Annotated in this window: 23 protein-coding genes and 1 riboswitch; of the genes, 9 read left to right on the plus strand and 14 right to left on the minus strand. The window is 74.7% G+C overall.

All coding sequences use genetic code 11. The annotated features are described in order from the left end of the window. Positions 1-23: 23 nt before the first annotated feature. Positions 24-1,220, minus strand: coding sequence for a TIGR03364 family FAD-dependent oxidoreductase (locus IE332_RS06285; protein WP_189914142.1), 1,197 nt, complete (start codon positions 1,218-1,220; stop codon positions 24-26). 161 nt (positions 1,221-1,381) lie between these two features. Between IE332_RS06285 and IE332_RS06290 the strand changes: the two genes are divergently transcribed. Together IE332_RS06290 and IE332_RS06295 are read left to right on the plus strand one after the other, a co-directional pair. Continuing rightward, the gene (locus IE332_RS06290) at positions 1,382-2,143 is read left to right on the plus strand and encodes a GntR family transcriptional regulator (RefSeq protein ID WP_189914143.1); all 762 of its coding nucleotides are present in this window, start codon (positions 1,382-1,384) and stop codon (positions 2,141-2,143) included. A gap of 4 nt (positions 2,144-2,147) precedes the next feature. Then, positions 2,148-2,837, plus strand: a complete 690-nt coding sequence (locus tag IE332_RS06295) for a phosphonatase-like hydrolase (RefSeq protein ID WP_189914144.1) — start codon at positions 2,148-2,150, stop codon at positions 2,835-2,837. A gap of 107 nt (positions 2,838-2,944) precedes the next feature. On the opposite strand, the gene IE332_RS06300 is transcribed toward IE332_RS06295, so the two are convergent. Continuing rightward, the gene (locus IE332_RS06300) at positions 2,945-3,673 is read right to left on the minus strand and encodes a DUF4232 domain-containing protein (protein WP_189914145.1); all 729 of its coding nucleotides are present in this window, start codon (positions 3,671-3,673) and stop codon (positions 2,945-2,947) included. A gap of 199 nt (positions 3,674-3,872) precedes the next feature. Then, entirely contained in the window at positions 3,873-4,448 is a 576-nt protein-coding gene (locus IE332_RS06305) for a histidine phosphatase family protein (RefSeq protein WP_189914146.1), read from the minus strand. Positions 4,449-4,766: 318 nt separating this feature from the next. On the opposite strand from IE332_RS06305, the gene IE332_RS06310 reads away from it, so the two are divergent. Together IE332_RS06310 and IE332_RS06315 are read left to right on the plus strand one after the other, a co-directional pair. Then, positions 4,767-4,985, plus strand: a complete 219-nt coding sequence (locus IE332_RS06310) for a CbtB domain-containing protein (RefSeq protein WP_189914147.1) — start codon at positions 4,767-4,769, stop codon at positions 4,983-4,985. 16 nt (positions 4,986-5,001) lie between these two features. Next, entirely contained in the window at positions 5,002-5,781 is a 780-nt protein-coding gene (locus IE332_RS06315; RefSeq protein WP_189914148.1) for a CbtA family protein, read from the plus strand. Between the two features lie 111 nt (positions 5,782-5,892). Here IE332_RS06315 and IE332_RS06320 read toward each other — a convergent pair whose 3' ends face one another. Then, the gene (locus IE332_RS06320) at positions 5,893-7,299 is read right to left on the minus strand and encodes a short-chain fatty acyl-CoA regulator family protein (protein ID WP_189914149.1); all 1,407 of its coding nucleotides are present in this window, start codon (positions 7,297-7,299) and stop codon (positions 5,893-5,895) included. Positions 7,300-7,675: 376 nt separating this feature from the next. Between IE332_RS06320 and aceA the strand changes: the two genes are divergently transcribed. From aceA to IE332_RS06335, 3 genes are all read left to right on the plus strand, one after another. Continuing rightward, complete coding sequence (gene aceA, locus IE332_RS06325) at positions 7,676-8,968, plus strand: isocitrate lyase (protein ID WP_189914150.1); 1,293 nt, start codon at positions 7,676-7,678, stop codon at positions 8,966-8,968. 148 nt (positions 8,969-9,116) lie between these two features. Beyond that, complete coding sequence (gene aceB, locus IE332_RS06330) at positions 9,117-10,727, plus strand: malate synthase A (RefSeq protein WP_229928370.1); 1,611 nt, start codon at positions 9,117-9,119, stop codon at positions 10,725-10,727. A 29-nt stretch (positions 10,728-10,756) separates the two neighbouring features. Further along, positions 10,757-11,623: a 3-hydroxybutyryl-CoA dehydrogenase gene (locus IE332_RS06335; protein WP_189914151.1), complete on the plus strand. Its 867-nt coding sequence runs from the start codon at positions 10,757-10,759 to the stop codon at positions 11,621-11,623. Between the two features lie 67 nt (positions 11,624-11,690). Here the strand turns inward: IE332_RS06335 and IE332_RS06340 are convergent, their stop codons facing one another. From IE332_RS06340 to IE332_RS06370, 7 genes are all read right to left on the minus strand, one after another. Beyond that, positions 11,691-12,497 (minus strand): ECF transporter S component, encoded by an 807-nt coding sequence (locus tag IE332_RS06340; RefSeq protein ID WP_189914152.1) that lies wholly within the window; start codon positions 12,495-12,497, stop codon positions 11,691-11,693. Beyond that, the gene (locus IE332_RS06345; protein WP_189914153.1) at positions 12,494-14,137 is read right to left on the minus strand and encodes an ABC transporter ATP-binding protein; all 1,644 of its coding nucleotides are present in this window, start codon (positions 14,135-14,137) and stop codon (positions 12,494-12,496) included. The genes IE332_RS06340 and IE332_RS06345 overlap by 4 nt, the downstream gene beginning before the upstream one ends. Next, positions 14,134-15,336, minus strand: a complete 1,203-nt coding sequence (locus tag IE332_RS06350; protein WP_189914536.1) for a CbiQ family ECF transporter T component — start codon at positions 15,334-15,336, stop codon at positions 14,134-14,136. The genes IE332_RS06345 and IE332_RS06350 overlap by 4 nt, the downstream gene beginning before the upstream one ends. Before the next feature lie 10 nt (positions 15,337-15,346). After that, entirely contained in the window at positions 15,347-16,453 is a 1,107-nt protein-coding gene (locus IE332_RS40685) for a hypothetical protein (RefSeq protein ID WP_373313681.1), read from the minus strand. Beyond that, entirely contained in the window at positions 16,450-17,976 is a 1,527-nt protein-coding gene (locus IE332_RS06360; RefSeq protein ID WP_229928371.1) for a prenyltransferase/squalene oxidase repeat-containing protein, read from the minus strand. The genes IE332_RS40685 and IE332_RS06360 overlap by 4 nt, the downstream gene beginning before the upstream one ends. A gap of 379 nt (positions 17,977-18,355) precedes the next feature. Then, a complete protein-coding gene (locus IE332_RS06365) occupies positions 18,356-18,835 on the minus strand; it encodes an SCO2322-related protein (RefSeq protein ID WP_189914155.1) in 480 nt (159 codons plus the stop codon). A 29-nt stretch (positions 18,836-18,864) separates the two neighbouring features. Then, the gene (locus IE332_RS06370) at positions 18,865-19,950 is read right to left on the minus strand and encodes a prenyltransferase/squalene oxidase repeat-containing protein (protein ID WP_189914156.1); all 1,086 of its coding nucleotides are present in this window, start codon (positions 19,948-19,950) and stop codon (positions 18,865-18,867) included. A 101-nt stretch (positions 19,951-20,051) separates the two neighbouring features. Next, positions 20,052-20,171, minus strand: a riboswitch (cobalamin riboswitch). Between the two features lie 384 nt (positions 20,172-20,555). On the opposite strand from IE332_RS06370, the gene IE332_RS06375 reads away from it, so the two are divergent. Beyond that, positions 20,556-21,998, plus strand: a complete 1,443-nt coding sequence (locus tag IE332_RS06375; RefSeq protein ID WP_189914157.1) for a serine/threonine-protein kinase — start codon at positions 20,556-20,558, stop codon at positions 21,996-21,998. A 114-nt stretch (positions 21,999-22,112) separates the two neighbouring features. Here the strand turns inward: IE332_RS06375 and IE332_RS06380 are convergent, their stop codons facing one another. After that, a complete protein-coding gene (locus IE332_RS06380; protein WP_189914158.1) occupies positions 22,113-23,645 on the minus strand; it encodes an FAD-dependent monooxygenase in 1,533 nt (510 codons plus the stop codon). 238 nt (positions 23,646-23,883) lie between these two features. Here IE332_RS06380 and IE332_RS06385 point away from each other — a divergent pair, with 238 nt between their 5' ends. Continuing rightward, a complete protein-coding gene (locus IE332_RS06385) occupies positions 23,884-24,939 on the plus strand; it encodes an NAD-dependent epimerase/dehydratase family protein (protein ID WP_189914159.1) in 1,056 nt (351 codons plus the stop codon). Between the two features lie 48 nt (positions 24,940-24,987). Here IE332_RS06385 and IE332_RS06390 read toward each other — a convergent pair whose 3' ends face one another. Beyond that, positions 24,988-26,124 (minus strand): sensor histidine kinase, encoded by a 1,137-nt coding sequence (locus tag IE332_RS06390; RefSeq protein ID WP_189914160.1) that lies wholly within the window; start codon positions 26,122-26,124, stop codon positions 24,988-24,990. Further along, positions 26,121-26,978 (minus strand): response regulator transcription factor, encoded by an 858-nt coding sequence (locus tag IE332_RS06395; RefSeq protein WP_229928372.1) that lies wholly within the window; start codon positions 26,976-26,978, stop codon positions 26,121-26,123. Before IE332_RS06395 ends, IE332_RS06390 begins: the two co-directional genes overlap by 4 nt. Between the last annotated feature and the right edge of the window lie 21 nt (positions 26,979-26,999).

Below are 26,999 nucleotides of genomic sequence, written 5' to 3' on the forward strand. Positions count from 1 at the left end.
GTCGGAGAAGGCGGACGGGCCGGTCAGGCCGTGGCGGCGAGGGTGCCGTCGAAGGTGGCGGCCGCGAGGCCGAAGGAGAGCGTCATGCCGACGCCCGAGGTCACGGTGACGGCCCGCACCCCCGGCGCCAGGTCGCGCACCAGCAGGGGGCCGCGCGGGCTGCTGGCGTAGACGCCCTGCCAGCGTTCGAGGATCCGCAGCCGCTCCACGCCCAGCACCCGGGCGATCTCGGCGGTCAGCAGCTCGTGGGTGCGCTCCTCGACGAACGGCGGGGTGGTGGCGTCGTAGTGGTGCGAGTCGCCGAGCAGCACCGTGCCGTCGGGCAGCCGGGTGAGCATCACGTTGGCGCCGATCTCCAGCAGGTCGGCGCTGTGCCCGAGGACCTCCTCGCGCAGCCGGGCGGCGGACGGGCGGCCGGCGAAGGCCTCGTAGCGGAGCATCGAGGTGGCCGTCAGCACCGCGGAGTCGGTGCGGAAGCCGGCCGGGGCCTCGGCCCGGGCCATGGTGAGGCGGCAGCGCTGGACCTCGTGGTCCTCGGCGACGTCGGGGAACAGGTAGTCCAGGTCGTGGCCGACGCAGACCAGGATCCGGTCGCCGTGGACCGGGCCGCGGGTGGTGTGGACCGTCCCGCTCTCGACGCCGGTGACGGCGGTGCCCCACAGCACCCGGCCGCCCGGCTGCCCGGCCACCCAGCGGGCCAGGCCGGGCGCGGCCTCGCGCGGGTTCACCCGCAGGTCGGCGGGCAGCAGCGCGCCGCCCACCAGGTCGCCGTCGGCGCCGTCGGCGCGCCCGAGCAGCGCGGCCGTCTGCGCGGCGGTGCGCAGCTCGACCTCGTCGCCGCCGCGCTCGGCGCGCAGTTCCTCCAGGACGGCCGCCTCGGTCGCCGACCGGGCCACCACCAGGGTGCCGGCCTCCTCGGCCCAGATGCCGGCGGCCTTCGCCGCGCGCAGCCAGCCGGGCCGGGAGCGCTGGGCGACGGCGAGCAGTTCGCCGTCCTGGGCGCTGATGCAGCAGTGGCCGAAGTTGCGGACCGAGGCGCCGACGGGCTGCCGGTCGCGCTCGACGACGGTGACGGACAGCCCGCTGCTCAGGGCTTCGAAGGCGTGGGCCAGGCCGATGATGCCGGCGCCGACGATCACCACGTCGCTGCGGCCGGGGTCGCCGGTCGGGTGCGTGCGGGAGGCGGCGGTGGCGGGTGCGGGTACGGTGCTGCTGCTCATGGCTCCAGATTCCGGGCTCGTCGACCTCGACGTCAAGAGGTGTCTATACAAGTTACCGTTCGTTCATCCACTCGACCACCATCGGAGGCGGGCGGTTGTTCTGGGAAACAACCAGGTCGTCCGCCTTGAGAAGTTCCGCCCCCAGGTGTCATAGTCGACTTGTGAAGACAAGTGAGGACCTTCCTCTCCACCAGCGGCTCGGCGCCGAGTTCCAGCGCCGCATCGAGTCCGGCGAGTGGCCCGAGGGCCGGCCGGTGCCCAGCGAGTCGCAGCTCTGCGCCGAGTTCGGCACCTCCCGCGGCCCGGTCCGCCAGGCCCTGGCCCTGCTGCGCAACGAGGGCAGCCTGGTCGGCGGCCGCGGCAAACCGCCCGTCGCCCGCCGTACGGCGCCCTCCCAGCCGTTCGGCACGTTCCTGTCCTTCACCCAGTGGGCCCGCACCATCGGCCGCGAGCCCGGGCAGAGCACCGTCGAGGTGGCCCGGCGCCGGGCCTCCCCGGAGGCGGCCGCCCGGCTCGGCCTCGCCGAGGGCGCGCCGGTCGTCGAACTCGTCCGGCTGCGGCTGCTGGACGACGTCCCGGCCATGCTGGAACGCTCCACCTTCATCCACGAGGTCGGCCGCATCCTGTTCGACTTCGACCCGGACACCGGCTCGGTCTACCAGGAACTACTGCGCCGCGAGGTCGACCTGCACCGCGCCCGGCACACCATCGACGCCGTCGCCGCCGAACCGCAGGACGCCGAACTGCTCCGGGTCTCCGTCGGCGACCCGCTGCTGCGCGTCCGCCGGCTCACCACGTCGAGCCAGGGCGTGCCGCTGGAGGACGCCGACGACCGCTACCTCCCGGCCATGGCCACCTTCACCATCGAGAACACCATCGAAGGCCGTACCGTCATCGGCCGCTACCGCACCGAAGAGGACTGACACCGTGATCGAGCTCGCCGCCCTGGACATGGCCGGTACCACCATCGACGAGGCCGGTGCCGTCTACCGGGCGCTGCGCACCGCCGTCGAGCGGACCGGCGTGACCGTCACCGAGGCCGACCTCCAGACCTGGATGGGCACCGACAAGCGCGAGGCCATCACCGCCCTGGTCCGCCTCGGCGGCGGCACCCCGACCCCGGAGCTGGTCGAGGAGGGCTACGCGGCCTTCGCCGGGTTCCTGCGCGAGGCCTACCGGACCACTCCCCCGCGGGCCATCGCCGGTGTCGAGGCCGCCCTCGCCGAGCTGCGCCGACGCGGCATCAAGGTGGCCCTGACCACCGGCTTCAGCGACGACGTCGCCTACCCGCTGCTGGAGTCGCTCGGCTGGTCCGTCGGCGAGGGCGGCAACCTGGACGCGGTCGTCACCTCGGACGAGGTCCCGCGCGGGCGTCCGGCCCCGCACATGATCCACCGGGCGATGGAGAAGACCGGCGTCATCGACACCCGCCGGGTGCTGACCGCCGGCGACACCGTCGTCGACGTCGAGGCCGGCGCCAACGCCGGGGCCGGGGTCGTCATCGGCGTACTGACCGGGGAACTCACCCGCGAGGCCTTCGACGGGCACCCCCACACCTACGTGCTGGACGGCGTCGCCGACATCCCCGCCCTCCCGGAGGCCCGGCCCGCGGCCTGACCCGACCGGGAGCCGGCCGGCTCCCGGCAGGACTGACGTCTCCTCAGCCGGGCCGCATCGACCCGGACCGGATCGGATCAGCCCGGACCGGCCCGGGGGCGGCCGGGTCAGGACGGGCTGGTGGCCAGCAGGGCGGTGGTGGTCACCTTGTTGTCGCACTCGGCGAAGAGGCCGTCGTCCAGGGCCACCTGGTGGGCGCCGGCGCCCGGCAGGCCGAGCACGAGGGTGGGGTAGGCGACCGGGGTCGCTCCGGAGACGCAGTAGCCGTCGGCCTCGCCCTGGACCTGGACGAAGGTGAGCTTCAGCCAGGCCTTCCCGCCCGGGCCCACCCGCACCGGGGCGGCGGCGCCGGAGTGGGTCACCGTGAGCGGGGCGTTGTGGTCCGGGGAGCCGTTGGCCGCCCCGGCCACCGTCGGGAAGCCCTGCGCGGTGCACGGGTGCGCGGAGGAGTTGGTGAAGGCGACGATCGCCGCTCCCACGCCGGTACCGTCGGGCCGCACCTTCGCCTGGTGGGCCTCCACCTTGAGGTCGCCGGCCGCGCAGGCCGGAACGGCGGTGCCGGAGGCGGACGGGCCACCGGTGGACGGTCCGCCGGTGGACGGGGCTCCGGCCTTGGTGGGGGCCGGGGCCGTGCTGCTCGGGGCGGTCGCCCCCGCACCGGGCGCGGCGCCGGGCGCCGAGGTCGGCGCCGCAGTGGGCGCCGCGGTCGGGGCCGCGGCCGTCCCCGCCCCGGCGTCGCCGGGCCCGCAGGCCGTGAGCAGCAGGGCCGCGGTGGCGGCCGAGACGGTGGCGACGACGGCTCTTCTGGCGTTCTTCCCGTACCGCGCGTTCAGCATGACGTTCCTCCGAGGGTGGGTGGTGCCGGGTCGGTGCCGGCATCTGCCCCCGATACACACCGCCGCCGCGGTGCCGGTTCCCGTCGGATCACGGTGATGACAGAACGGTGACGAAGCCCGAAAGCCCAGGTCCGGGCCACCGTCGAGCCGCCCGCGCCCGTCGCATGCTGACGAACGGTCGGCGGTGCGGACCGTTCGCTCAGGGGTGCGTCAGCTCGGCCCCGCAGCGCAGGTTCCACCGCCCCGAGCGCCCGGACAGTTCCGTGACGGAGAGCGGACGGACGTCGAGCCGCCAGAAGGCCGCCGCGGGGAGGTCGAGCGCGTGGACCACGGCCGCCCGGACCACGGCGGGCTCGGCCACCGCCAGCACCCGGCCCTGCTGCTGCCCGGCCACGGCCGCCAGCCAGCCGCCGACCCGGGCGCACAGGGCTTCGACCGACTCGCCGCCGTGGGGCGCCACCGTCGGGTCGGCCAGCCAGGCCGCGACCTCCGCCGGTTCGGTCGCGGCGAGCTCGTCGAGGCGGCGGCCCCGCCAGCCGCCGACGTCGAGGTCGGCCAGCGCCCCGTCCGGTTCGGCGGTGACGCCGAGCGCACCAGCGGTGAGCCGGCACCGGTTCGAGGGGGAGGCGAAGCCGCGGGGTACCGCCGGCAGCGAGCCGGCCGCCGCGCGGGCGGCCGCCAGGCCCGCCTCGTCCGGCGGCCCGTCGTCGCCGAACCGGGCCTCGCGCAGTTCCGCCCCCATCGCCGGTGCGACGAAGATCACCTGTACGGTCATTCGCCCTCCTCCTGTCCCCCAGCTGCAGCGTCGCGCGCATACGGACGAGAATTCGTGGCCCGTCGCGCGCCCGTCGCGCGCCCGCGAGCCGGTACGAAACCCTTGGCCGGGCACCCGCGACACGGTACCGTCCCTGCCACAACTCAAGACGACGGTACGTGGAAGCCCGGTGAGAACCCGGCACGGTCGCGCCACTGTGAACCCGTCCCCCGACGCCTCGTCCCCGGACCTGACGTCCCGGGCCGGTCGAGTCAGACCCACCTCCGTCGTCGGTGTGCTCCATCGAACGGGACGCGTGTTCCCCAAAGGAGGTCGGCCATGGCTCACCCCATCGCCACCGCAACCCCCGCCGCTCCGGCGATCACCCCCATCTCCGTCAAGGCGATCCTGCCCTGGGCCGTGTTCTTCGGCATCCTGCTGATGGCCCTCATCTACTTCGTCGGCGCCGAGCAGGGCGCCACCTCCCTCATCTCCGGCGAGGACGTGCACGAGTGGGTGCACGACGGCCGCCACCTGCTCGGTTTCCCCTGCCACTGATCAGGGGCCCCCGCACATGAACTCCGCAACCGTCAGATCCCTGCTCGTCCGCGGCATGCTGGCCGGCCTCGGTGCCGGCCTGCTCGCCCTGGTCGTCGCCTACCTGCTCGGTGAGCCCCGGGTGGACGCGGCGATCGCCTACGAGGACGCCCACTCCGCCGGCGAACCCGCGATGGAGATCGTCAGCCGCACCCTGCAGTCGACTGCCGGGCTGGCCACGGGCGTTCTCATCTACGGCGTCTCGCTCGGCGGCATCGCCGCGCTCGCCTACTGCTTCGCCCTCGGCCGGGTCGGCCGCTTCTCCCCGCGCGCCACGGCGGCCCTGCTGTCCGGCGTCGCGCTGGTCGCGGTCTACGTCGTGCCGTTCCTCAAGTACCCGGCCAACCCGCCGTCGGTGGGCGACCCGGAGACCATCGGCAAGCGCACCACGCTGTACTTCCTGATGATGGCGCTCAGCGTGCTGCTGGCGGTCGCCGCGGTGATCGTCGGCAAGCGGCTCGCGCCCCGTCTGGGCACCTGGTACGCGACCGTCGTCGCCGTCCTCGGCTTCGCCGTCGCGGTCGGCCTCGCCTACGCCTTCCTGCCCGCGGTCAACGAGGTGCCCGAGGACTTCTCGGCCACCCTGCTCTGGCAGTTCCGCCTCGCGGCGCTCGCCATCCAGCTCACCCTCTGGACCTCCTTCGGGCTGCTCTTCGGCCACCTCGCCGAACGTCTCCTCAACCCGAAGCCGGTCACCTCGGCCGTCCGGGAGACCAGCTCGGACCCGGCCCCCGAGACGGCCGCCTCGGCGAGCTGAGGCCCGTCACCGGTCCGACCGTCCGACCACGCCGGAGGCCGGTCGGGGCGACACCACGTCGCCCCGGCCGGCCTTCGGCGTTCCCCCAACCATGGCCCAGGGCAGCGGGGTTCACCTTTCTCCCGGTGCTTCGAGCGCGGCGTACGGGACGAAGGTGCTGGTGCCCTCGTCGACGGCCAGGGGGCGGCCGATGGCCGGGGCGGAGCGCTGGGGGCAGGCCGGGCGTTCGCAGACCTTGCAGCCGAGGCCGATCGGGGTGGCGGCGGCCTCGTCGCCGAGGTCCAGTCCGGCGGAGTACACCAGCCGTCCGGCGTGGCGGAGCTCGCAGCCGAGGCCGATGGCGAAGGTCTTGCCCGGGCGGCCCCAGCCGCCGGGTGAGCGGGTGACGGCGCGGGCGGTCCACAGGTAGCGGCGGCCGTCGGGCATCGCGGCGACCTGGACGTGGACCCGGCCGGGCGAGGCGAAGGCGTCGTAGACGTTCCACAGCGGGCAGGTGCCGCCCGTACGGGAGAAGTGGAAGGCCGTGGCGGACTGCCGCTTCGAGACGTTCCCGGCCCGGTCGACGCGCACGAAGGAGAACGGCACCCCGCGCAGGCCGGAGCGCTGGAGGGTGCTCAGGCGGTGGCAGACCGTCTCGTAGCCGACGCCGAAGTGGTCCGCCAGGTGCTCGATGTCGTAGCGGGCCGCCTCCGCCTGCGCGTGGAAGGCGGTGTACGGCAGCACGAGGGCGGCGGCGAAGTAGTTGGCCAGCCCGATCCGGGTGAGCGACCAGGTGGTGGAGGCCTCCGGGCTGTCCTGGGCGGCGAGTTCGGACAGCAGCCCGTCGTGTTCCAGGTAGGCGAGCTGGGTGGCCATCCGGAAGGCCTGCTGGCCGGGGCGCAGCCGGTCGGACAGGTGCAGGGTCCGGGTCTGCTCGTCGTACCGGTGCAGCTGTCCGCCGCCGGTGGCGATGCGGACCCGGTGCGCGCTGGCGAGCCGGTCGGCCAGCGCCTCCCTGACCCCGCCGCGCCTCAGCTTGATGCCCTCCGCCAACTCCTCGGCCGCCGTGTCGAGTTCGTGGAGGTAGTTCCGGCGGCGGTAGAAGAACTCGCGGACCTGCTCGTGCGGCGTACGGGCGTCGGCCCCGGGGCCGCGGTCCCCGACGAGGACGGCGAGCTGCTCGGCCGCGTCGCGGCGGCCGCGGGCCAGGTCCGTCAGCAGCCGTGCCACGGCGGGCAGTCGGGCCGCCAGTTCGTCGAGCTCACCGGTGCTGACCCGGCCGGCCGTCAGCTCCTCGCCGAGCGCGTCGCGCAGTTCGGCGGTGAGCCGGGCGCTGTCCGGCGGGGCGAAGTAGCCGGCCTCGACCCCGAAGGCCTCGGTGAGCCGCAGCAGGACGGGGACGGTGAGGGGCCGGGCGTCGTGCTCCAGCTGGTTGAGGTAGCTGGGCGAGAGGTCGATCAGCCGGGCGACCGCGGCCTGGCTGAGCCCGCGCTCCTCGCGCAGGCGGCGCAGCCTGGCGCCCGCGAAGGCCTTCCCCATGGCGTCGTTCTCCCCACTGTGCGTACCTGACGACCCGGTGCGGGCAGCCTAGCCGCACGACGGTCGGGCCGGCCTTCGCAGGCTTCGCAGATCCGCTGACGACCGTTCGCAGAAGTTGGCAGTGGTCCACCGGTGACGGCGGCTCCGGGGGCTGCCAGAGTCGGTGGTGCGGCCGGGAGGTGCGCAGGACAGCGGAGAAACACCTGGTCGGTCGCGGTCGGGTGGGCTGTCCGGGCGTCCACGTCCCGCGGTGTTCCACCGCCGCCCGGCACCACCCGGCCGCCCACTCACCCTCGCGGTGAGGTGCCTCACATCCTTCGCAACGAGCGCGCTTCACAGCAAGCACATCTCGCAACGAACACCCGGGAGCAGACCCATGACGCAGTCGGTTCGGCAGCAGCAGGAGCAGCAGGCGGCGGCGCTGGCCGCCCGGTGGGCCTCCGACCCCAGGTGGGCGGGCATCGAGCGCACCTACACGGCGGCCGACGTGGTCCGGCTGTCGGGCACGGTGCGCGAGGAGCACACCCTGGCCCGGCGCGGCGCCGAGCGCCTGTGGAACCAGTTGCACGAGCAGGACTACGTCCACGCCCTCGGCGCGCTGACCGGCGGTCAGGCGGTGCAGATGGTGAAGGCCGGGCTGCAGGCGATCTACCTGTCCGGCTGGCAGGTCGCCGCCGACGCCAACCAGGCCGGTCAGACCTACCCCGACCAGAGCCTCTACCCCGCCAACTCCGTTCCCCAGGTGGTGCGGAGGATCAACAACGCGCTGCTGCGGGCGGACGGGATCGACGCCGCCGAGGGCAACGACGGCCCGGACTGGCTGGTGCCGATCGTCGCCGACGCCGAGGCCGGGTTCGGCGGCCCGCTGAACGCCTTCGAGCTCACCAAGGGCATGATCGCGGCCGGCGCGGCCGGCATCCACTACGAGGACCAGCTGGCCTCCGAGAAGAAGTGCGGCCACCTCGGCGGCAAGGTGCTCGTCCCCACCGCCCAGCACATCCGCACCCTCAACTCCGCCCGCCTGGCCGCCGACATCGCCGACGTGCCGACCCTGATCGTGGCCCGCACCGACGCGCTCGCCGCCAACCTCCTGACCACCGACGTCGACGAGCGCGACGCCCGCTTCTGCACCGGTGAGCGCACCGCCGAGGGCTTCTACCGGGTCGAGCCCGGGATGGCCCCGGTGATCTCCCGCGGCCTCGCCTTCGCCCCGTACGCGGACCTGATCTGGGTGGAGACCGGCACCCCGGACCTCGCCCAGGCCCGGGAGTTCGCCGAGGCGCTCAAGGCGGAGTACCCGGACAAGATGCTCGCCTACAACTGCTCGCCGTCCTTCAACTGGAAGGCCGCCCTGGACGACGACCAGATCGCCAAGTTCCAGCGGGAGTTGGGGGCGATGGGCTACCGCTTCCAGTTCATCACCCTGGCCGGGTTCCACGCCCTCAACCACTCGATGTTCCAGCTGGCCCGCGGCTACGCCGAGCACGGCATGACCGCGTACGTCGACCTCCAGGAGGCCGAGTTCGCCGCCGTGCCGGACGGCTACACCGCGGTGAAGCACCAGCGTGAGGTCGGCACCGGCTACTTCGACCTGGTCTCCACCGCACTCAACCCGAACGCCGAGACCCTCGCGCTGACCGGCTCCACCGAGGCCGAGCAGTTCCACTGAGCCACCCCAGCGGCGCCCGACCGCCGACCCCGGCGGCCTCGTCGGAGACGAGCCGCCGTCCACCCGCCGCCCGGGGCCTCGTTGAGGGACGAGGCCCCGGGCGCCTTCCACCTGCCTCCCACCCTGCCCCCGCCTCCTGGAGAACCGGATGAGCCAGCCCAGCCGCGTCGAGATCCTCGGAGAACCCGAGGACCGCTTCGACGAGATCCTCACCCCCGCCGCCCTGGACTTCGTGGCCCGTCTGCACGAGGCCTTCGCCGACCGCCGCGCCGAACTCCTCGCGGAACGCCGTCGCCGTGCCGCGGCGCTGGCCGCCGGCGGCACCCTGGACTTCCTCCCGGAGACCCGCGCCGTCCGCGAGGACTCCTCCTGGCGGGTGGCCGGTGCGGGCCCCGGCCTGCACGACCGCCGGGTGGAGATCACCGGCCCGCCCGAGCGCCGGATGACCGTCAACGCCCTCAACTCCGGTGCGAAGGTGTGGCTCGCGGACTTCGAGGACGCCACCTCGCCGACCTGGCACAACCTCGTCTCCGGCCAGCTCAACCTGATCGACGCGATCGAGCGCCGGATCGACGACACCACCCCGGAGGGCCGGCGGTACTACATCGGGGACACCCCGGCCACCATCGTGGTCCGCCCGCGCGGCTGGCACCTGGACGAGCAGCACCTCCTGATCGACGGCCGCCCGGCCATCGGCGCCCTGGTCGACTTCGGCCTCTACCTGTTCCACTGCGGCCGGCCGCAGATCGCGGCCGGCTCCGGACCGTACTTCTACCTGCCCAAGCTGGAGAACCACCTCGAAGCCCGCCTCTGGAACGAGGTCTTCACCTTCGCCCAGGCCGAGCTCGGCATCCCGCACGGGACGATCCGCGCCACCGTCCTGATCGAGACCGTCACCGCCGCCTTCGAGATGGACGAGATCCTCCACGAGCTGCGCGACCACGCCGCCGGTCTCAACGCGGGCCGCTGGGACTACCTGTTCAGCCTGATCAAGAACTTCGCCCAGCACGGCCCCCGGTACGTCCTGCCCGACCGCTCCACCCTCACCATGACCCAGCCCTTCCTGCGCGCCTACACCGACCTGCTGGTGCGCACCTGCCACCGGCGCGGCGCCCACGCCATCGGCGGCATGGCGGCCGCGATCCCGCAGCGCGACCCGGCCGCCGACGCGGTCGCCCTGACCAAGGTGCGCGCCGACAAGGAGCGCGAGGCCGGCGACGGCTTCGACGGCTCCTGGGTCGCCCACCCCGGCCTGGTCGACACCTGCCGCACCGCCTTCGACGCCGTCCTCGGCGACCGCCCGCACCAGCTCGACCGCACCCGCGCGGACGTCGAGGTCACCGCCGCCCACCTGCTGGGCGTCCAGCGGCTCACCGCCGGGCTGCCCACCGAGCAGGGCCTGCGCGCCAATGTCGCGGTCGCCCTGCGCTACCTGGTGGCCTGGCTCGGCGGCTCCGGCGCGGTCGCCGTCTTCGGGCTGATGGAGGACGTCGCCACCGCCGAGATCGCCCGCTGCCAGATCTGGCAGTGGCAGCACCACTGCACCCGGCTGACCGGCGGCTCACTCGCCACCCCCGACCTGGTGCGCCGGCTGATCGACCGGGAACGCGCCGCGCTGCTCGCCGAGGGCTGCGACCCGGCACGGGTGGACGACGCCGTACGCATCCTGGAAGAGACCTCCCTCGGCGCCGACCTGCCCGCCTTCCTCACCACCGAGGCCTACGCCCGCCACCTCGTACGGATCCGCACCGCGGCCTGAGCCGCCCCACCACGGAGGCAGTGCACACCATGAACGAGATTCGCCGCGTCGCGGTCGTCGGCGCCGGGCTGATGGGCTCCGGCATCGCCGAGGTCTTCGCCTGCGCCGGGCTCGACACCGTCGTCTGCGAGAACGGCCGGGACGCCCTGCGCGCCGCCCGGGCCCGGATCGACTGCTCCCTGCACCGCGCCGTCGACCGGGGCCGGCTCAGCGAGCGGCAGCGCACCGACGCCTGGGCCCACCTGCTGTTCGCCGACGACCCGGAGGCGCTCGCCGACCGCCAACTCGTCGTCGAGGCCGTGGTCGAGGACGAGCGGGTCAAGACCGAGGTGCTCACCACCCTGGACAAGGTCCTCGTCGACGAGGACGCCGTGCTGGCCACCAACACCTCGGCCATCCCGGTCACCCGCCTGGGCATCACCACCGGCCGGGCCTCCCACGTCCTGGGCCTGCACTTCTTCAACCCCGCACCGGTGATGCCCCTGGTCGAGCTGGTCACCTCGCTGCACACCTCCCCCGCCGTGGTCGGCCGGGTCGAGGACTTCGCCGCGAACGTCCTCGGCAAGCACGTCGTCCACTCGCGGGACCGGGCCGGCTTCGTCGTCAACGCCCTGCTGGTGCCCTACCTGCTCGCCGCGATCCGGATGGCCGAGGCCGGCCACGCCAGCCCCGAGTCCATCGACGCCGGCATGGTCCACGGCTGCGCCCACCCCATGGGCCCGCTCGCCCTCGCCGACCTGATCGGCCTGGACACCGTCGAGGCGATCGCCCGCTCGATGTACGAGGAGTACAAGGAGCCGCTGTACGCCCCGCCGCCGCTGCTCTCCCGCATGGTCGAGGCGGGCCTCCTCGGCCGCAAGAGCGGCCGCGGCTTCCACGCCCACCGCACCGGCTGAACCGCCCGGCCACCGCACCTCGGCCTGACACCCCGGCGGACGCGCGGGTGACGCGTCCGCCGGGGTGTCAGGTCGTTCCGGTCGCGTCCGGGGCCTCGAACCGGACGGTCGGCTCGAAGTTGGCGCGGCGGGCCGCGCGGCGGAAGACGGTGAGGACGGCCGGTCCGACGACCAGGACGGCGGTGAAGGTGGTGACGGCGCGGCCGGTGTCCCAGCCGAGCGAGGTGGCGAGGTCGAACAGCAGGTAGCGGTGCCACTGCTCGGTGAACGGCAGGCCGGGGAGGTAGGCGATGGAGCTGTTCGGGTCGGTCGAGAACGGCCAGAAGGAGAGATTGAGCAGGAAGCCGAACAGGTAGCCGGAGAACGCCCCGTAGGCGGCCAGCATCGGCACCTCCCAGCGGCGCCGTCGGACCTTCGGTAGCAGCCCGGCGAGCATGCCGACGAAGGCGCAGCCGAACATCTGGTAGGGCATCCAGGGGCCGACGCCGCCGGTGAGCAGGGCGGAGGCGAAGAGGGAGGTGCAGCCGAGGGTGAAGCCGAAGCCGGGGCCGAAGACCCGGCCGGCCAGGACGAGGATGAAGAAGACGGTCTCCACCCCGGCCGTCCCGGCGCCGAGCGGGCGGAGTCCGGCGTTGACGGCGGAGAGCACGCCGAGCATGGCGAGGGCCTTGGCGTCGATGCCGCCGGCCGAGATCTCCGCGATCACGACGGCGAGCACCAGGACGAGCAGGGCGCCGAAGATCAGCGGCGGGGCGTAGGCGGAGCCGAACTTCCCGGGGGCGACGACGAAGGGCCAGGTGAAGGCGGTCAGTCCGATGAAGGCGGCGAGGGCGACCACGACCCGGGCCCGGCCCGGGATCCGGACGGCGGTCATCGGGGGGTCTCCGCGGTCTCCAGCACTCCGGCGACCTGACGTACCGTCAGATAGGCCAGGGGCGCGAGGATCTTGGCCGTCTGCGGGGCGAAGGTCGGTGAGGCGACGATGACTTCGGCGGTGGGGCCGTCGGCGACGACCTCGCCCTCCGCCATCACCACGACCCGGTCGGCGGCGGAGGCGACGAACTCGACGTCATGGGTGGACACCACGACGGCCCGGCCCTCAGCGGCGAGGGCGTCCACGATGCCGGTGAGCGCCTCCTTCGCCTGGTAGTCGAGCCCCCGGGTGGGTTCGTCCAGCAGCACCACCCGTGGTGCGGCGGACAGTTGGATGGCCAGTACGAGGGCCAGCTTCTGCCCCTCGGAGAGGTCCCGGGGGTGGGTGCCGTCCGGGATGCCGGGGGCGAGGCGGTCGAGGATCTGCCGTGCGCTCGGCCCGCCGGTGCGGCCGGCTTCGAGGTCGCCCTGGGCGAGCTCCTGGGCGACCGTCTCCAGGTACAGCAGGTCCGTGGGGGTCTGCGGGACGAGCCCGACCAGCTGCCGGGCCCGGGCCGCGGAGAGCCGCTTGGGGTCCTCGGGCTTCTCGCCCTCGGTGCCGGTGACCTTCACGCTGCCGCCCTGGCGGGGGCCGGAGCCCTGCAGGGCCCACAGCAGCGAGGACTTGCCGGAGCCGTTGCGGCCCATCAGCGCGGTGACCTCGCCCGCCCGCAGTTCCAGCCCGACCTCCCGGACGGCGGCCACCGGACCGTACCGGACGACCACCCCCCGGGCGTCCAGCACCCGTTCCCCCGCCACCGCTGCCCGGCGCGGCGGGGGAACGGGCACGTCGGTGAGCCGCTCCCGCAGCGGCGCGGCGGCGCGGCGCGCGTCCCGTACGGACAGTGGCAGCGGCTGCCAGCCCGCGAGCCGGCCGAGGTCGACGACGGGCGGCGCGATCGCGGTCTCCCGGAAGACCTCCGCCGGCGGCCCGTGCACGACGGTCCCGTCGCCGGGCAGGTGGACGACCCGGTCGGCGTACTGGACGACGCGCTCCAGCCGGTGCTCGGCGAGCAGCACGGTCACACCGAGGTCGTGCACCAGCCGGGTGACCGCGGCCAGCACCTCCTCGGCCGCGGTCGGGTCGAGCGCGGAGGTCGGCTCGTCCAGGACCAGCACGCGGGGGTGGGCGGTGAGGACGGACCCGATGGCGACGCGCTGCTGTTGCCCGCCGGAGAGCTCGTACAGGGCGCGGTGGCGCAGCTCGGCCAGGCCGAGCAGGTCCAGGGTCTCCTCGACGCGCTTGCGCATGACCTCCGGCGGGATGGCCAACTGCTCCATGACGTAGGCCAGTTCCTCCTCCACCGTGTCGGTGGTGAAGCCGGCCTGCGGATCCTGGCCCACCACGCCGACCACGTCGGCCAGTTCGCGCGGCGGGTGGTGGGCGGTGTCCCGGCCGTCCACCGTGACCCGGCCCCGCAGGGTGCCGCCGGTGAAGTGCGGCACCAGGCCGTTGACGGCGCCGAGCAGGGTCGACTTGCCGACGCCGGTGCGGCCGACCACCAGGCAGAGCTCGCCCTCCGGGATGTGCAGGTCGACGTCGCGCAGGACGGGCGTGGTCTCGCCGTCGTACACCACGCCGACCCGGTCGAATCGGATCACGTGCTCACCTCGGAGGTCGTGCGGTCGGTGCCGGTTCGGCGGGCGTCGGTTGCTCGTTCCGGCGTACGCCCGGGCGGCGGGGAGACGATCCCGGCGGCGCCCGCCAGCAGCAGGGCGAGCACCGGGACGAGCGGCAGCGCCGGCCAGGTCAGCGGGTAGAGCGAGGGGTTGAGGTCGGTCGCGTCGTAGCCGACCGTGGCGAACAGCAGAACGGCGGCGGTCACCCCGCACCCGGCGACCGCCCACTCGGCGGCCCGCCAGCGGTCCGGCCGGTAGGTGGTGCGCCGCACCCGCCGACCGCCGAGCAGCAGGCCCGCCACGCAGAGCACGGCACCCGCGACGAAGGCGGGCAGCCCGAGCGCAGCCGGGGCGGTCCCGTCCAGCAGCCCGTACACCCCGGCGCACAGGCCGCACATGCCGAGCAGCATCAGCGCGCCGGTGAGCCGGCGGGAGCGGCGCGAGGCGGTGCCGGAGCGGCCGTAGCCGCGCGAGTCCATCGCGGCGGCCAGGTGCAGCGAACGCTCCAGCGCGTCCTCCAGGACCGGCACCACGATGCCGCGCAGCGCGCGCACGCCCTTGCGCTGCCCGGCGCGCAACCGGCGTGCCCGCGCGACGCGTTGGACGCTCTGCACCAGCTGCGGCGCGACGCTCAGGGAGACCGTGACGGCGACGCCCAGCTCGTACAGGGCGCCCGGCAGCACGCGCAGGGCCCGCTTCGGGTTGGCCAGGGTGTTGGCGGCGCCGATGCAGCAGATCAGGCAGGCCAGCCGCAGCCCGTCGAAGGCCGCGGAGAGCGTGGCCTCCAGCGACACCGGGCCGCCGATCCGGATCCCCGCGTACCAGGCGGGCGTGGGGATGTGCGGCAGCGAGAAGAGCAGGTGGTCCTGCGGGGTGATGCCGGTCGCGAAGACGCACCGGAAGACCACCCGGATCGCCACCACGGTCAGGGCCAGCCACAGGTAGTAGGCGAACCCGCGCGCCCACGGGGCTTCGCTGCGGCGGGCGGTGACCACGTAGCCGAGCACGGCGAGGACGAGCAGGAGCAGCAGCGGGTTGGTGGTGCGGCTGGCCCCCGTCGCCAGGGCCAGCGCCCAGGTCCACCAGGCCAGCGGGTGCAGGTTGCGCGGGCTGCGCCGGCCTCCCCCGGTCCGCTCGTCGGGCACGGTCACGGGGTCGGGCACGGTCCGCTTGTCGAGCACGGTCACGCGATCACTCGGCCCGTCGGCGGCGGCGCGCGGTGACGACGGTGGCCACGCCGAGCGCCACGACCAGGACGGCGCCGACCACGGCGGGGAGCATCGATCCGGAGTCGTGCGGGGCGTCCGCCACCGGGGCGGCGTCCATCACCCCGCCGGGCACCGCGGGGCCGGCCGTCGGCGCGGCCGCCGCCGCCTGCGGGCCGGGCTGCTCGCTCGGGGTGTCCGTGGGCGGCGCGGCGGACGGCTCGACCGGCACCACGGTGGCGGGCACGGGCGCCGGCTCGGGCGCCCCGGGCGGGGTGATGCCGTCCTCGGGGGTGGCGGCGGTGCCGGGGGTCGTGGCGGGCGCGGGCGGACGGGCTCCGCCCGGCTGGGGCTTGGCGGGGGCCGGGGCGCGGCCGGTACCGCCGCCGGAAGCCGCCCCGGCGCCGGAGCCGCTGCCAGAGCCGGAGCCGCTGCCGCTGCCGCCGGTCGTACCGGTGGCACCCGTCGACCCGCCGCCCGCCGGCGGCTGGGGTGGCTGAGGCTGCTGGGCGCCGGTGCCCGAGCCGCCCGGCGTGGTGTCGTGGGCGCGCAGGCTGTCCGGCGAGACGGTCGGGCGGCCCTCGGTGCCCTCGATGTTCGTCCCGCCGAAGATCCACAGGTCGACGCTGCCGAGCTTGGGCTGGTAGAGCATCGCGCCGAGCTGGCTGTACGACCAGGTGGACTGCCCGGGGTCGGCGTGCCAGTACGACCAGTAGGCCGTGGCCGGGGGCGTCAGGACGCACTTCTCCTGGTCCGGGGTCGGGAACTGCTTGCCGCCCTGGAAGCCGCTGTACCCGATCCGGCAGATGAACGCCGGGCCGTCGTGGCTGGTGCCGGTGGTCTTCCAACCGCCCTGGTTGAGCAGGGCGTAGCCGGTGGTCGGGGTGCTCCCGCAGGAACGCAGCAGCGGGCCGCCCCACTTCCCGAAGTCCACGGCCAGCACCACGCCGGTGGTCGGGGTGCACTGGTCCATCGGCAGCGGCGCCGCGGACGCCGGGGCGGTGCCCCCCGCGACGCCGCCGCAGGCGAGGGCGAAGGTCAGCGCCGCCGCCCCGGACAGCCGCCCGGAGCGCGACCCCGGTCCCCGGCTCACCGGTGCCGCCCCGCGGCGCCACCGGCCCGGCGACGGGCGACCAGGACGGCCGCGGCGCCGAGCGCGGTCAGCGCACCGGCGCCGGCCGTCAGCGCCAGGGCCTGGCTCCCGGTGCTCGCGAGACTGCCGGAACCGGTCCGGGCCGGCGCGCCGTCGGCGGGGGCTCGGCCGTCCCCGGCCGGGATGTCGAGCCCATCGGGCCAGGTCGAGGGCGAGGTCGAGGGCAGAGTCGAAGGCGACGTGGACGCCGGGGCGGGCGCGGTCGTCGTGGCGGAGCCCGTCGGGCTCGGCGTGCCCGAGGGAGTCCCGCTGGGCGTCCCGGTCGGGGTGTCCGTAGGCGTACCTGTCGGTGTACCCGTGGGTGTGCCGGTCGGGGTGCCCGTCCCGGTGGGCGTCGGCGTCGGCGTCGGCGTCGGTGTTCCGTTCAGGTTCCGGGAGAGCGTGCCGAAGGAGATGCCGGTCGCACCGCCGAGCGCCTGCGTCGAGGCCCGGACGTCCGATCCCCGCTGCCCCGCTGCGGCGACGTTGAACCCGCCGTCGCCGTTCTGCTGGCCCGCGAGGAAGTCCAGCGCCTTGCCGATCTGCGCACCGTACGAGGACTGGCGCAGCGTCATGGCCTGGACGGCGAGGGCGGCCGAGTTGGTCGAGTCCCCGGCCGCGCCGGGGAAGCCGCCGTCGGGCAGCTGCCGGGCGGCGAGCCAGCCGAGCCCCTTCTCCACGGCCTGGGAGGCCTCGCCTCCGGGCACCAGGGCGAGGGCCATCACGGCCATCGCCGTGCTGTCGACGTCGGAGTCGCCGGTGGCGGGGATCAGGCTGGGCCAGGAGCCGTCCGGGTGCTGGAGGCCCTTCAGGTAGGCGATCGCGGGGGCCGCGCTGGTCGACTCCCCGGCCCGGAGCTGGGCCATGACGGCGAGCGCCTGGGAGAACACCGAGGTCGCGTAGGTGTAGTTCCCCGGGGCGTCGCAGCCGGTGTTCGCGTCGGCCTTGGTGCACACCAGGCCGGCGAGGGCGGCGATCAGGTCGTGGCCGCCGAAGGCACGCGGGTCGCGTCCGGCGATCTCGGCGAGCAGGGCCTCCTTGCCGATCGAGCCGCCGCCGGCGTACTCGGTGCCGATGGCCGTCCAGTCGTTGACCGTGCGCTCGCTGGCGTCCTTGCCCTGCTGGTCCAGGAAGTCGACGATCCTGCGCAGCGCGGCGTCGTCCGTGCCGGTGGCGGCGAGGGCGTAGGCCCCGTCGATGGTGAGGCCGAAGTCGGCGAAGGCCGGGAAGCCTTCGTAGTAGCGGCCGTCGATCAGGCGGGCCGGGTCGGTGAGGTAGGCGCTGCCCTTGGCAGCGTCGGGGGTCCTTCCGGCGGACGTGGCCGCCGGGGCGCCGTTGGTGGCGGTCGGCGCCGGGGCGGCGGTCGCGGCGCCGGGGTGCCCGAGCAGGACGGTGCCGCAGGCGGCGGCCGTGACGGCGCCGGCGGCCACCAGCGACGCGAGGTCCCGGTTCCTGTGACGTGTGCGACTGGTGCTGACCCTCACGACGACTCCCTGGTCGGTCGACGCGGGAGACAACGGCGCAGCCTGCGGTCACCCCGGGAAGGGGGGACCGCCCTGACCGCGTCGTAGTCCGCGACGACGCAAGTGCTCTGTGAACAGGCCCCCGGTCCAGGCATTCCGGCTCACCCACCGGGTGGTGGGCCTACGGTTGCGGGTCAGCGCCGGAGTCGGACCGGCTTCCCCTGAATGCCGAGGGCAAAAATCGTTTCATCAGACCACAGTGCTGGATCCGGAGTCAACGGACCGTCAAACCCCTGTCCGGGCTCCGGCGGCACCCGCGTCGCCACGGTGCCGCCGGTCCGGAACGTCGGCGGGCGCGCCGGCGCCCCGGGACGGCCGAGAGCCTGCCGGCGGGCGGGTGTCAGGGCGCCGTGACGCCCGGCTGGGCGCCCGCCCCGAAGGACCAGCCCTCGACGTCGCCGGGCGCCGGGTTGTAGCTGCCCGCGCCCAGGTTGCTGTACGACCAGAGGCCGCCGTGCTGGGCGTGCCAGTACGACCAGTAGGCGCTGCCGGTCGGGTTGGTGCAGGTCGTCGGCAAGGCGTTGATCTTGCAGACGAAGCCCGGGAAGCGCGGGTGGAAGGCGTACGAGAATCCGGCGCCGGTCAGCGCGGCGAGCCCGCTGGCCGGGTCGCCGGGGGCGCAGCCGGTCTCGATGCCGCCGCCGACGGCGGTGAAGTCGACCACGACGGTGACCCCGGTCGTGCCGTCGCAGGCGGCGGCCCGGGCCTGCGGGGCCTGGACGGCGGAGACGCCGAGCAGGCCGGCGGTGAGAGCCGCGACGGCGGCGACGGAGCCGAGCGCACGGCGGGCCGCACGGGCCCGGGTGAAGGTACCAGTCATGAGTGAAGTCCTCCTGATGTCAGGCGAGTTCAGCGTGCGGCCGGGGCCGGGGCCGGGCAGGCGAGGGTGGGCGCGTCGGGGCGCGCCCCGGCGGCCGAGAGGGTGGCCAGCGGGGTGCCGGCCAGGCCGAGGACGGCCTGGGCGGTGGCCCGGGCACCGGTGGCCCCGTTGAAGCCGGACGCGTCGTAGGCGACCGCGCCGCGCACCGCCGGGTCGGCGGAGCAGCCCTGCTGGAACTTCACCAGCCGGCTCCAGCCCTTGAGGCCGGTGCCGTAGTGTCCGCCGGCCAGCAGCGTCTGCGTTGCCAGGCCGGTGGTGTTGGCGTTGGAGGCGGTCGCCCCGGCCGCCGCGAAGCCGCCGTCGGCGTTCTGGTGCGCAACGAGCCAACCGAGGCCGGTGTTCGCGTTGGCGGTGCGGCCGGTGGCGGCGAGGGCCTGGACGGCCAGCGCGGTGGCGTCCGGGTCGCTGGTGCAGGCGGTCTGGCCGAAGGAGAGTGGGTAACCGCCGTCCGCGCACTGGCTGTTGGCGAGGAAGTCCACGGCCGCCGCCGGGGCGTCACCGGGCGTGCGGTGCAGGGCGATCAGGGCCAGCGACTGGCCGAAGGCGTTGCTGTAGTCGCCCCACTGCGAGCGGTCGGAGAAGCGGCCCTCGGCGGTCTGCAGCGAGCGCAGCCGGGCCGGCAGGTCGACCCCGCCGAAGCCCGCCGGGTTCCCGCCGCGCACCTCGACGGCCAGCAGCAGCTTGGCGGTGGCGCCCGCGTAGGCCTCGTTGGTGCCGTCGCCGAGGTAGCCGCTGATCACCTCGGGCTTCGCCAGCCAGGCGGTGGCCTTGGCGGCGGCCTGGTCGGAGCTGTGCGAGGCGGCGAAGGCGAGCACGGCGTCGACGGTCAGGCCCTGGTCGGGGTAGGCGGTGCCGTTGAACACGGACTCGAAGTGGTCCCCGTCGACGAGCTGCCGGGCCAGCCAGCCGGCCGCGGCGGCGTCCGGACGGACGGTCCGGGACGACGTCGCATCGGCCTGGGCGGCGGTGGCGGCCGGAAGCGCGGTGGCGAGGGCGAGGGCGGGTATCGCGAGCAGACCGAGCGGGCGGAGGAGGGTGCGGCGGAGCGCGGGCATGGAGTGCCTTTCCGGGCCTGGCCGCAGGGGCCCGAAGGACGTCGGCAACGTGCCGGGGCAGCCCTCGGAGCTCCGGCCCGCAGACCACGACGGGAGGAGGGGACGACACACCTCCGCCGACGGGTACTCGGGCTCGCCACCGACGCGGGTCGGCGGCCTACCGTTGCGGGTCAGCGCCGGATTCGGACCGGACTTCCCCCGACGGCGGAGTCAGAACATGACGGCTCATCATGGCGAAACCGCAAAGATCCGGTCAAGGGATCGTGCGCCACATCACGACCCGGCCGACTGGTGCGGAGTCCAGGTCGAACCGCGCGGAACCGGGTGATCGACCAGCGGCGCGTGCCCGGTCCGGGGTGCCACGGCAGCGTCCGGGCGCCGATCGGCGGAGACGGACCGGTTGGCCGGTGGCGTGCGGCGGCGGGAGAATGGGGTGGAGCCCGCTCCTGCCCGACGACGCACGGGACTGGACCGTGTACGGGACCGGGCCACGCACGGGGCCCGACCGCCTACGGGAGCCGATGTCGCACGGGCCCGCCCATGCACGGGAGCAGGGCCGTCGAGCGTGCCGGGCGCAGCCGATCCGGCGCGCGGACAGGACCACCATGACACAGCCACCTGCGGACGAAGCCGAAGGCGGCGCACGGCTGCTCGCCGGGCGTTACCGGCTGGTCGAGCAGCTCGGCCACGGCGGCATGGGCACGGTCTGGCGGGCCCACGACGAGCTGCTCGACCGCGAGGTCGCCGTGAAGGAGGTCATCAGCGGCGCCGGCCCGACGGAGAGGGAACTGTCAGTACTGCGCGCCCGACTGCGGCAGGAAGCTCGGGCCGCCGCCCGGATCAGGCACCCGGGCGTGGTCACCGTCTTCGACGTGCTGCAGGAGGACGGCAGGCCCTGGATCGTCATGGAGCTGATCGACGGCCGGTCGCTCGCAGACATCCTCGCCACCGAGGGTGCCCTGCCGCCGCGGGACGCTGCCCGGATCGGCCTGGCGGTCGTCTCCGCGCTGGACCAAGCCCACCAGCTGGGCATCCTGCACCGCGACGTCAAACCCGCCAACGTGTTGATCGAGCGCGGCGGCCGGGTCGTGCTGACCGACTTCGGCATCGCGCTGCTGGAGAACTCTCCGGGCCTCACCCGCACCGGCGACCTCGTGGGCTCGCCCGACTATCTCGCCCCGGAGTGCGCGACCGGCCGACGGCCCGGGCCGCCCGCCGACCTGTGGTCTCTCGGCGCGACCCTGTACACCGCCGTCGAGGGCCGCTCGCCGTTCGGGCGTGCGTCCACACTGGGCACCCTCCAAGCCGTGATCTCGGACCCGCTGCCCGAACCGCGACACGCCGGCTCGCTCGCCCCCGTGCTGGAGGCGTTACTGCGCAAGGACCCGCAGGAACGGCCGACGGCGACCCGGGTGCAGCGGATGCTCGACGAGGTGGCCGCGGGGGCGGCGGCCCCGCGGCGGGACCACCCCGCTACGTGGGTGGTCCCGCCGCAGGGGGCGACGGCCACGCACCAGCCCGCGCCACCGCCGACCGCCGCCTCCCGCGCCGAACACCCGGGCCGGACGAAGCTACTGGTCACGATCGGCGGCCTGCTGGCGGCGCTCGCCATCGCCGGGCTCGCCTGGGCCCTGGCCGCTGGAGACGGGAGTACCCCGGCCTCGCACCCCCCGTCGTCAGCCGTCACCGGCACCGCCCCGGCGCAGCCGACAGCGCAGAACCCCCAGTCGGCGTCCGGCCAACCGAGTCCGATCATCACCGAATGGTCGACCTATCGGGAGGGGCAGCTGGTCTACCTCAGCGTCCGCTACTCCGCTCCGGGTGCGGACGCCGCCGGGTTCGGCTTCACCGGGGCCAACGGCTCCGGTTGGGGCGAGGAGGAGCACGACTTCGCGCACCCCTCCTTCGGGCGGGTGAGTACGAGACGCGTCGACTACCCGTTCAACCTCGCCTGCGGCACAGCCCAGCAGTACCAGACCGACGTCCAGTTCTGGATCTACACCTCGCACAACGAACGAGGCACGATCATCGCCCACCTGACCTGCTAGCCCTGCGCGAGCGGCTCGAAGCCTCGAGGAGACCGACCTCGGCGACCAGGTGATCGGGGAAGGCGCCCGCGCCGTGGCCGGGGTGGGCAGGCGGAGCCCACCCCGGCGGCGGTGCTACGCCCGCAGCAGCGCCTGGTAGGCGTGCAGCGGCGCGTCGTCGTCCAGCGGGGCGATCGCGGCGACGTAGCCGTCCGGGCGGACCATGATCCGGCCGCCGTTCGGCAGGCCGTAGCGGGCGGCCGCGTGGCCGTCGGGGTCCTGGAGCGCGGCGTCGTAGCCCGTCGGGGCGGTGGCGGCGGCTCCGACCAGCAGTTGACGCACCGTCATACCGCTCACCGGTGCGGGTGCCGAGCCGTCGACCGCCACGGTGAGCAGCACGTGCTCGTGGGCTCCGGCGAGCGCCGCGCGCAGCTCCGGGCCGGCCGCGGGGAGGTGGTCACCGGCGTGCAGGTCGCCGCCGCCCCGGCCCCGGACCACGATCGGGCTCCTGCGGTACGCGACCGCGGTCTCCTCGGTGCGGTCGGCCATCGCCTGGCGGACCGGGGCGAGGCCGGTGAGCAGGTGCATCCCCTTGTTGCGCAGCTTCTGCGCGATCGGGTTGGCGAGGGTGGCGACCCGGGTGAGCGTGCCGGCGAACTGGATCACCTGGGCTCCGACCGGGTGGCGCTCCGCGTGGTAGCTGTCCAGTACGGCCGGGCCGGCCTGGCCGGTGCTGACGAGGGCGAGCTTCCAGGCCAGGTTGTGGGCGTCCTGGATGCCGGTGTTCATGCCCTGGCCGCCGGCCGGGCTGTGCACGTGCGCCGCGTCGCCGGCCAGCAGGACCCGGCCGACCCGGTACTCGGGCACCTGGGCGTGGTGCACTTCGAAGACGGTGAGCCAGCGGGAGTCGCGGATGCGGATCGGGCGCTCGGCGCGCTCGTCCACCACCTGCTGCAGCCACTCCCGGGTGGCGGTGCGCTGCTCGTCCGTGGGGATGTTCGCGATCAGTCGCAGCCGGTCCCCCTCCATGGGGAAGACCAGCAGCGGGCCGTCGTGCGGCGAGAAGAAGGTGTACATGCTGTGCGGGTCGAGGTCGTGGTCGGCGTTCACGTCGCCCATCAGGAACTTCTCGCCCTTGAACTTCCCGGCGAGGGCGCTGCCGACCAGCTTGCGTGCCCGGCTGTGCCCGCCGTCGGCGCCCACCAGCCAGCCCGTACCGGCGGCCTCCTGACGCCCGTCGGCGTGCTCCAGCACCGCCTGGACGCCGTGCTCGTCCTGCGTCAGGCCGGTCAGGGTCACCTCGCGCTCGACGGTGACGCCGTGACCGGCGAGCGCCGCGGTGAGGATGCGCTCGGTCTCGGTCTGCGCGACGGTCACCGAGTACGGGAACGGGCTGTCCACCAGGTCGAGGGCGATCCGGGCCACCACCTCGCCGTCCGCGTGCATCTCCATCCCCGTGGTCCGGACCCCGGCCCGGATCAGCTCGTCCACCAGGCCCAGCCGCTCGAACATCTCCAGGCTGCGGGCGTGCACGACGATGGCGCGCGACTCCGTGGTGGGCTCTGCCAGCCGGTCGACGATCCGCACCGGCACCCCGCGCCTGGCCAGCTCCAACGCGGCGGTCAGCCCCACCGGGCCCGCACCCACGACGATGATCGGGTCGCTCATCAGTAGTCCTCACGTTCGTGCCGACGACGACGGACCGGTCGAACCGGACGGACCGGACGGACCGGACGGATCGTCAACCACCTTGTGTGTCAGCTTGATCGGCGCGAAGCCTATCGATCACACGTGCGATCGCCACCCCATTTCCCGTACCCGGCGGGGAACGCCAGGCCTTACGGATCGCTGACGCCGTCCCGTGGCGACGGCCCGGTGGGCGGGCCGGCCGGTAGCGTCCCAGGTCATGAGGATTCTGGTCACCGGCGGCGCCGGGTTCATCGGTTCGACGGTCGTGCGCGCCCTGGCCACCGCGGACCACGAGGTCCGGGTGCTGGACGCGCTGCTGCCCGCGGTCCACCCGTCGGGTTCGGCTCCCGAGCTGCCGGCCGGCGTCGACTTCCGGCACGGCGACGTACGGGACGCGGCCACGGTGGAGCACGCCCTGGCCGGGGTGGACGCGGTCTGCCACCAGGCGGCGATGGTCGGCCTCGGGCTCGACCTCGACGACGCGCCCGCGTACGCCGGCTGCAACGACCTCGGTACGGCGGTGCTCCTGTCCGCGATGGCCCGCGCACGGGTGCGGAACCTGGTCCTGGCCGGATCGATGGTGGTCTACGGCGAGGGCCGGTACGCCTGTCCGGAGCACGGGGCCGTGGCGCCCGGTCCGCGGCGGCCGGAGGACCTCGACGCGGGCCGGTTCGAGCCGCCATGCCCGGTGTGCGGGGCCCCGCTCCGGCCGGGCCTGGTGGCGGAGGAGGCGCCCGGCGACCCCCGGAACGTGTACGCCGCGACCAAGCTCGCCCAGGAGCACCTGGCCTCCGCCTGGGCCCGCGCCTGCGGCGGATCCGTCCTGGCGCTGCGCTACCACAACGTCTACGGCCCGGGCATGCCGCGCGACACCCCGTACGCCGGGGTGGCCTCGCTGTTCCGCTCGGCGCTCGCCCGCGGTGAGGCGCCCCGGGTGTTCGAGGACGGCGGCCAGCGCCGGGACTTCGTCCATGTCGACGACGTCGCGGCGGCCAACCTCGCCGCCCTGGCGGACGTCGGCGGCCGGCCTCCGGGCCACGCCCGGGCGTACAACGTGGGCAGCGGGGAGGTGCGCACCATCGGCGAGATGGCCCGGGCCCTGGCGGACGCCCACGGCGGACCGGAGCCGGTGGTGACCGGCGAGTACCGGCTCGGGGACGTCCGGCACATCACCGCCGACTCCTCCCGGCTGCGGGCGGAGCTGGGCTGGCGGGCCCGGGTGCCGTTCCGTGCGGGGATGGCCGAGTTCGCCGCCGCGGGCCTGCGGGCCTGACCGCCCAGGGGCCTGCCCGCCTACCTCACAGACCCGCCCCCGGCCCGCCTACCCGCGCGCCGCCGGGAGCGCGATCTCGAAGCAGCAGCCCCCGGCGACGTTGTGCACCCGGGCCCGGCCGGAGTGGGCCTCGACGATGCCGCGGACGATGGCCAGGCCGAGCCCGGCCCCGCTGTCCCCGCCCTCACCGGGATCACGCCGCGGCGTCCGGGCGCTGCTGCCGCGCCAGCCGGTCTCGAACACCCGGGAGAGGTCCTGTTCCGGGATCCCTCCGCAGCCGTCGGTGACCGAGAGGACGACCTCGTCCACCTCCCGGCGGGCCGAGACCGCCACGACGCCGTCCTCGGGCGTCGAGCGGATCGCGTTGACGAGGAGGTTGCCCAGCACCCGGGTGATCTCGCGGCTGTCCACCTCGACCGGCTCGGCGGCGACCTGACGGCCCTCCAGCCGGACGCCGCGCCGGCGGGCCAGCGGGTGGGCGCCGGCCAGCGCGTCGTCGACCAGGTCGTAGACGGACACCCGGGACACCGTCAGGGACAGCGCGCCGGCCTGGATGCGGGAGAGTTCGAAGAGGTCGTCGACCATGCCGGTGAGCCGCTCCACCTCGGCGCGGATCCGCGTCAGGTACTGCTCCGGCTCGTCGGCCACCCCGTCCTCCAGGGCTTCGGCCATGGCGCGCAGCCCGGCGAGCGGGGTGCGCAGGTCGTGGGAGATCCAGGCGATCAGCTCCCGCCGCGAGGCGTCCAGCGCCTGCGCCCGGGCCCGGGACTCGGCGAGCCGGGCACTGGTGGCGGCGAGTTCCTCGCTGAGCTGGGCCAGTTCGAGCCCGAGGGGGTGGTCGGGCGCGGTGAAGCCGGTGTCGCTCCCGACCGTGCGGGCCGCCGCGGTCAGGGCGCGGCTGCCCGCCACCACCTGGCGTCCGAGCAGCGCGGCGGTGAGCAGCGAGACCACGGACGCCATGCCGAGGACGGTTATCACCACCCCGAGGTCGTGCCCGGACAGGAACATCGCCTGGGCGACGGCGAAAGTCCCGGAGGTGACGGCGAGGACGGTGACGACGGCCACGCAGAAGAGCGAGAGCGCCACCGAGCGCCGGCGCAGCAGCCGTACGGCCAGCCAGCCGAGCAGGCCTGCGCCGGTGGCGCCGAGCCCCGCGAACAGGGCGATCAGCAGCAGGTCCTTCACGCCGGGCCGTCCTTCTCGTCCGTCGCGGGGTCGTGGCGACCGTCCGTCGCGGGGTCGTGGCGACCGTCCGTCGCGGGGTCGTGGCGACCGTCGGTCATCGGGTCGCGGCGACCGTCCGTCGCGGGGTCGTAGCGGTATCCGACGCCCCAGACCGTGGTGATCAGGGTCGGTGCGGCGGGGTCGTCCTCGATCTTCTCGCGCAGTCGGCGGACGTGGACGGTGACGGTGGACAGGTCGCCGAAGTCCCAGCCCCAGACCCGCTGCATCAGCTCCTGCCGGGCGAAGACCGTCCGGGGGTTCCGGAGGAGGAACGCGAGCAGGTCGAACTCCCGCAGGGTGAGCAGGAGTTCACGCCCCTTGCGGTCGGCCCGGCGGGCCCGCGGGTCGAGCGTGATGTCCCCGGACACCAGCCGCACGGGGGCGGGCGTCGTGGCGGCGCCGGCGCCGGCGCGGGAGCGGCGCAGGACGGACTGGACCCGCAGGACGAGTTCCCGTGGGCTGAAGGGCTTGGTGACGTAGTCGTCGGCGCCCAGTTCCAGGCCGAGGATGCGGTCGGCCTCGTCGCCCCGGGCGGTGAGCATGACCACCGGGAGGTCGGCGCCGTCCTCGGTCGCGCGCAGCCGGCGCAGGATCTCCAGCCCGTCGATCCCGGGGAGCATGAGGTCCAGGACCAGGAGGTCGGGGCGGTGGGCGCGGGCCAGGTCGAGGCCCCGGTTGCCGTCGACGGCCCGGTCGACGTGGTGGCCGGCCCGGGTGAGGTAGCCGGCGACGACCTCGCCCACGGTGAGGTCGTCGTCGATCACCAGGATGCGGGCGGGGTCCGGCGGTGCGGCGGAGGCGGGGCTGTCGTTCACCCCGCCGAGGATACGAGCCGT

Origin of the sequence: Kitasatospora xanthocidica (assembly GCF_014656195.1) — a bacterium.
GTDB lineage: Bacteria > Actinomycetota > Actinomycetes > Streptomycetales > Streptomycetaceae > Kitasatospora > Kitasatospora xanthocidica.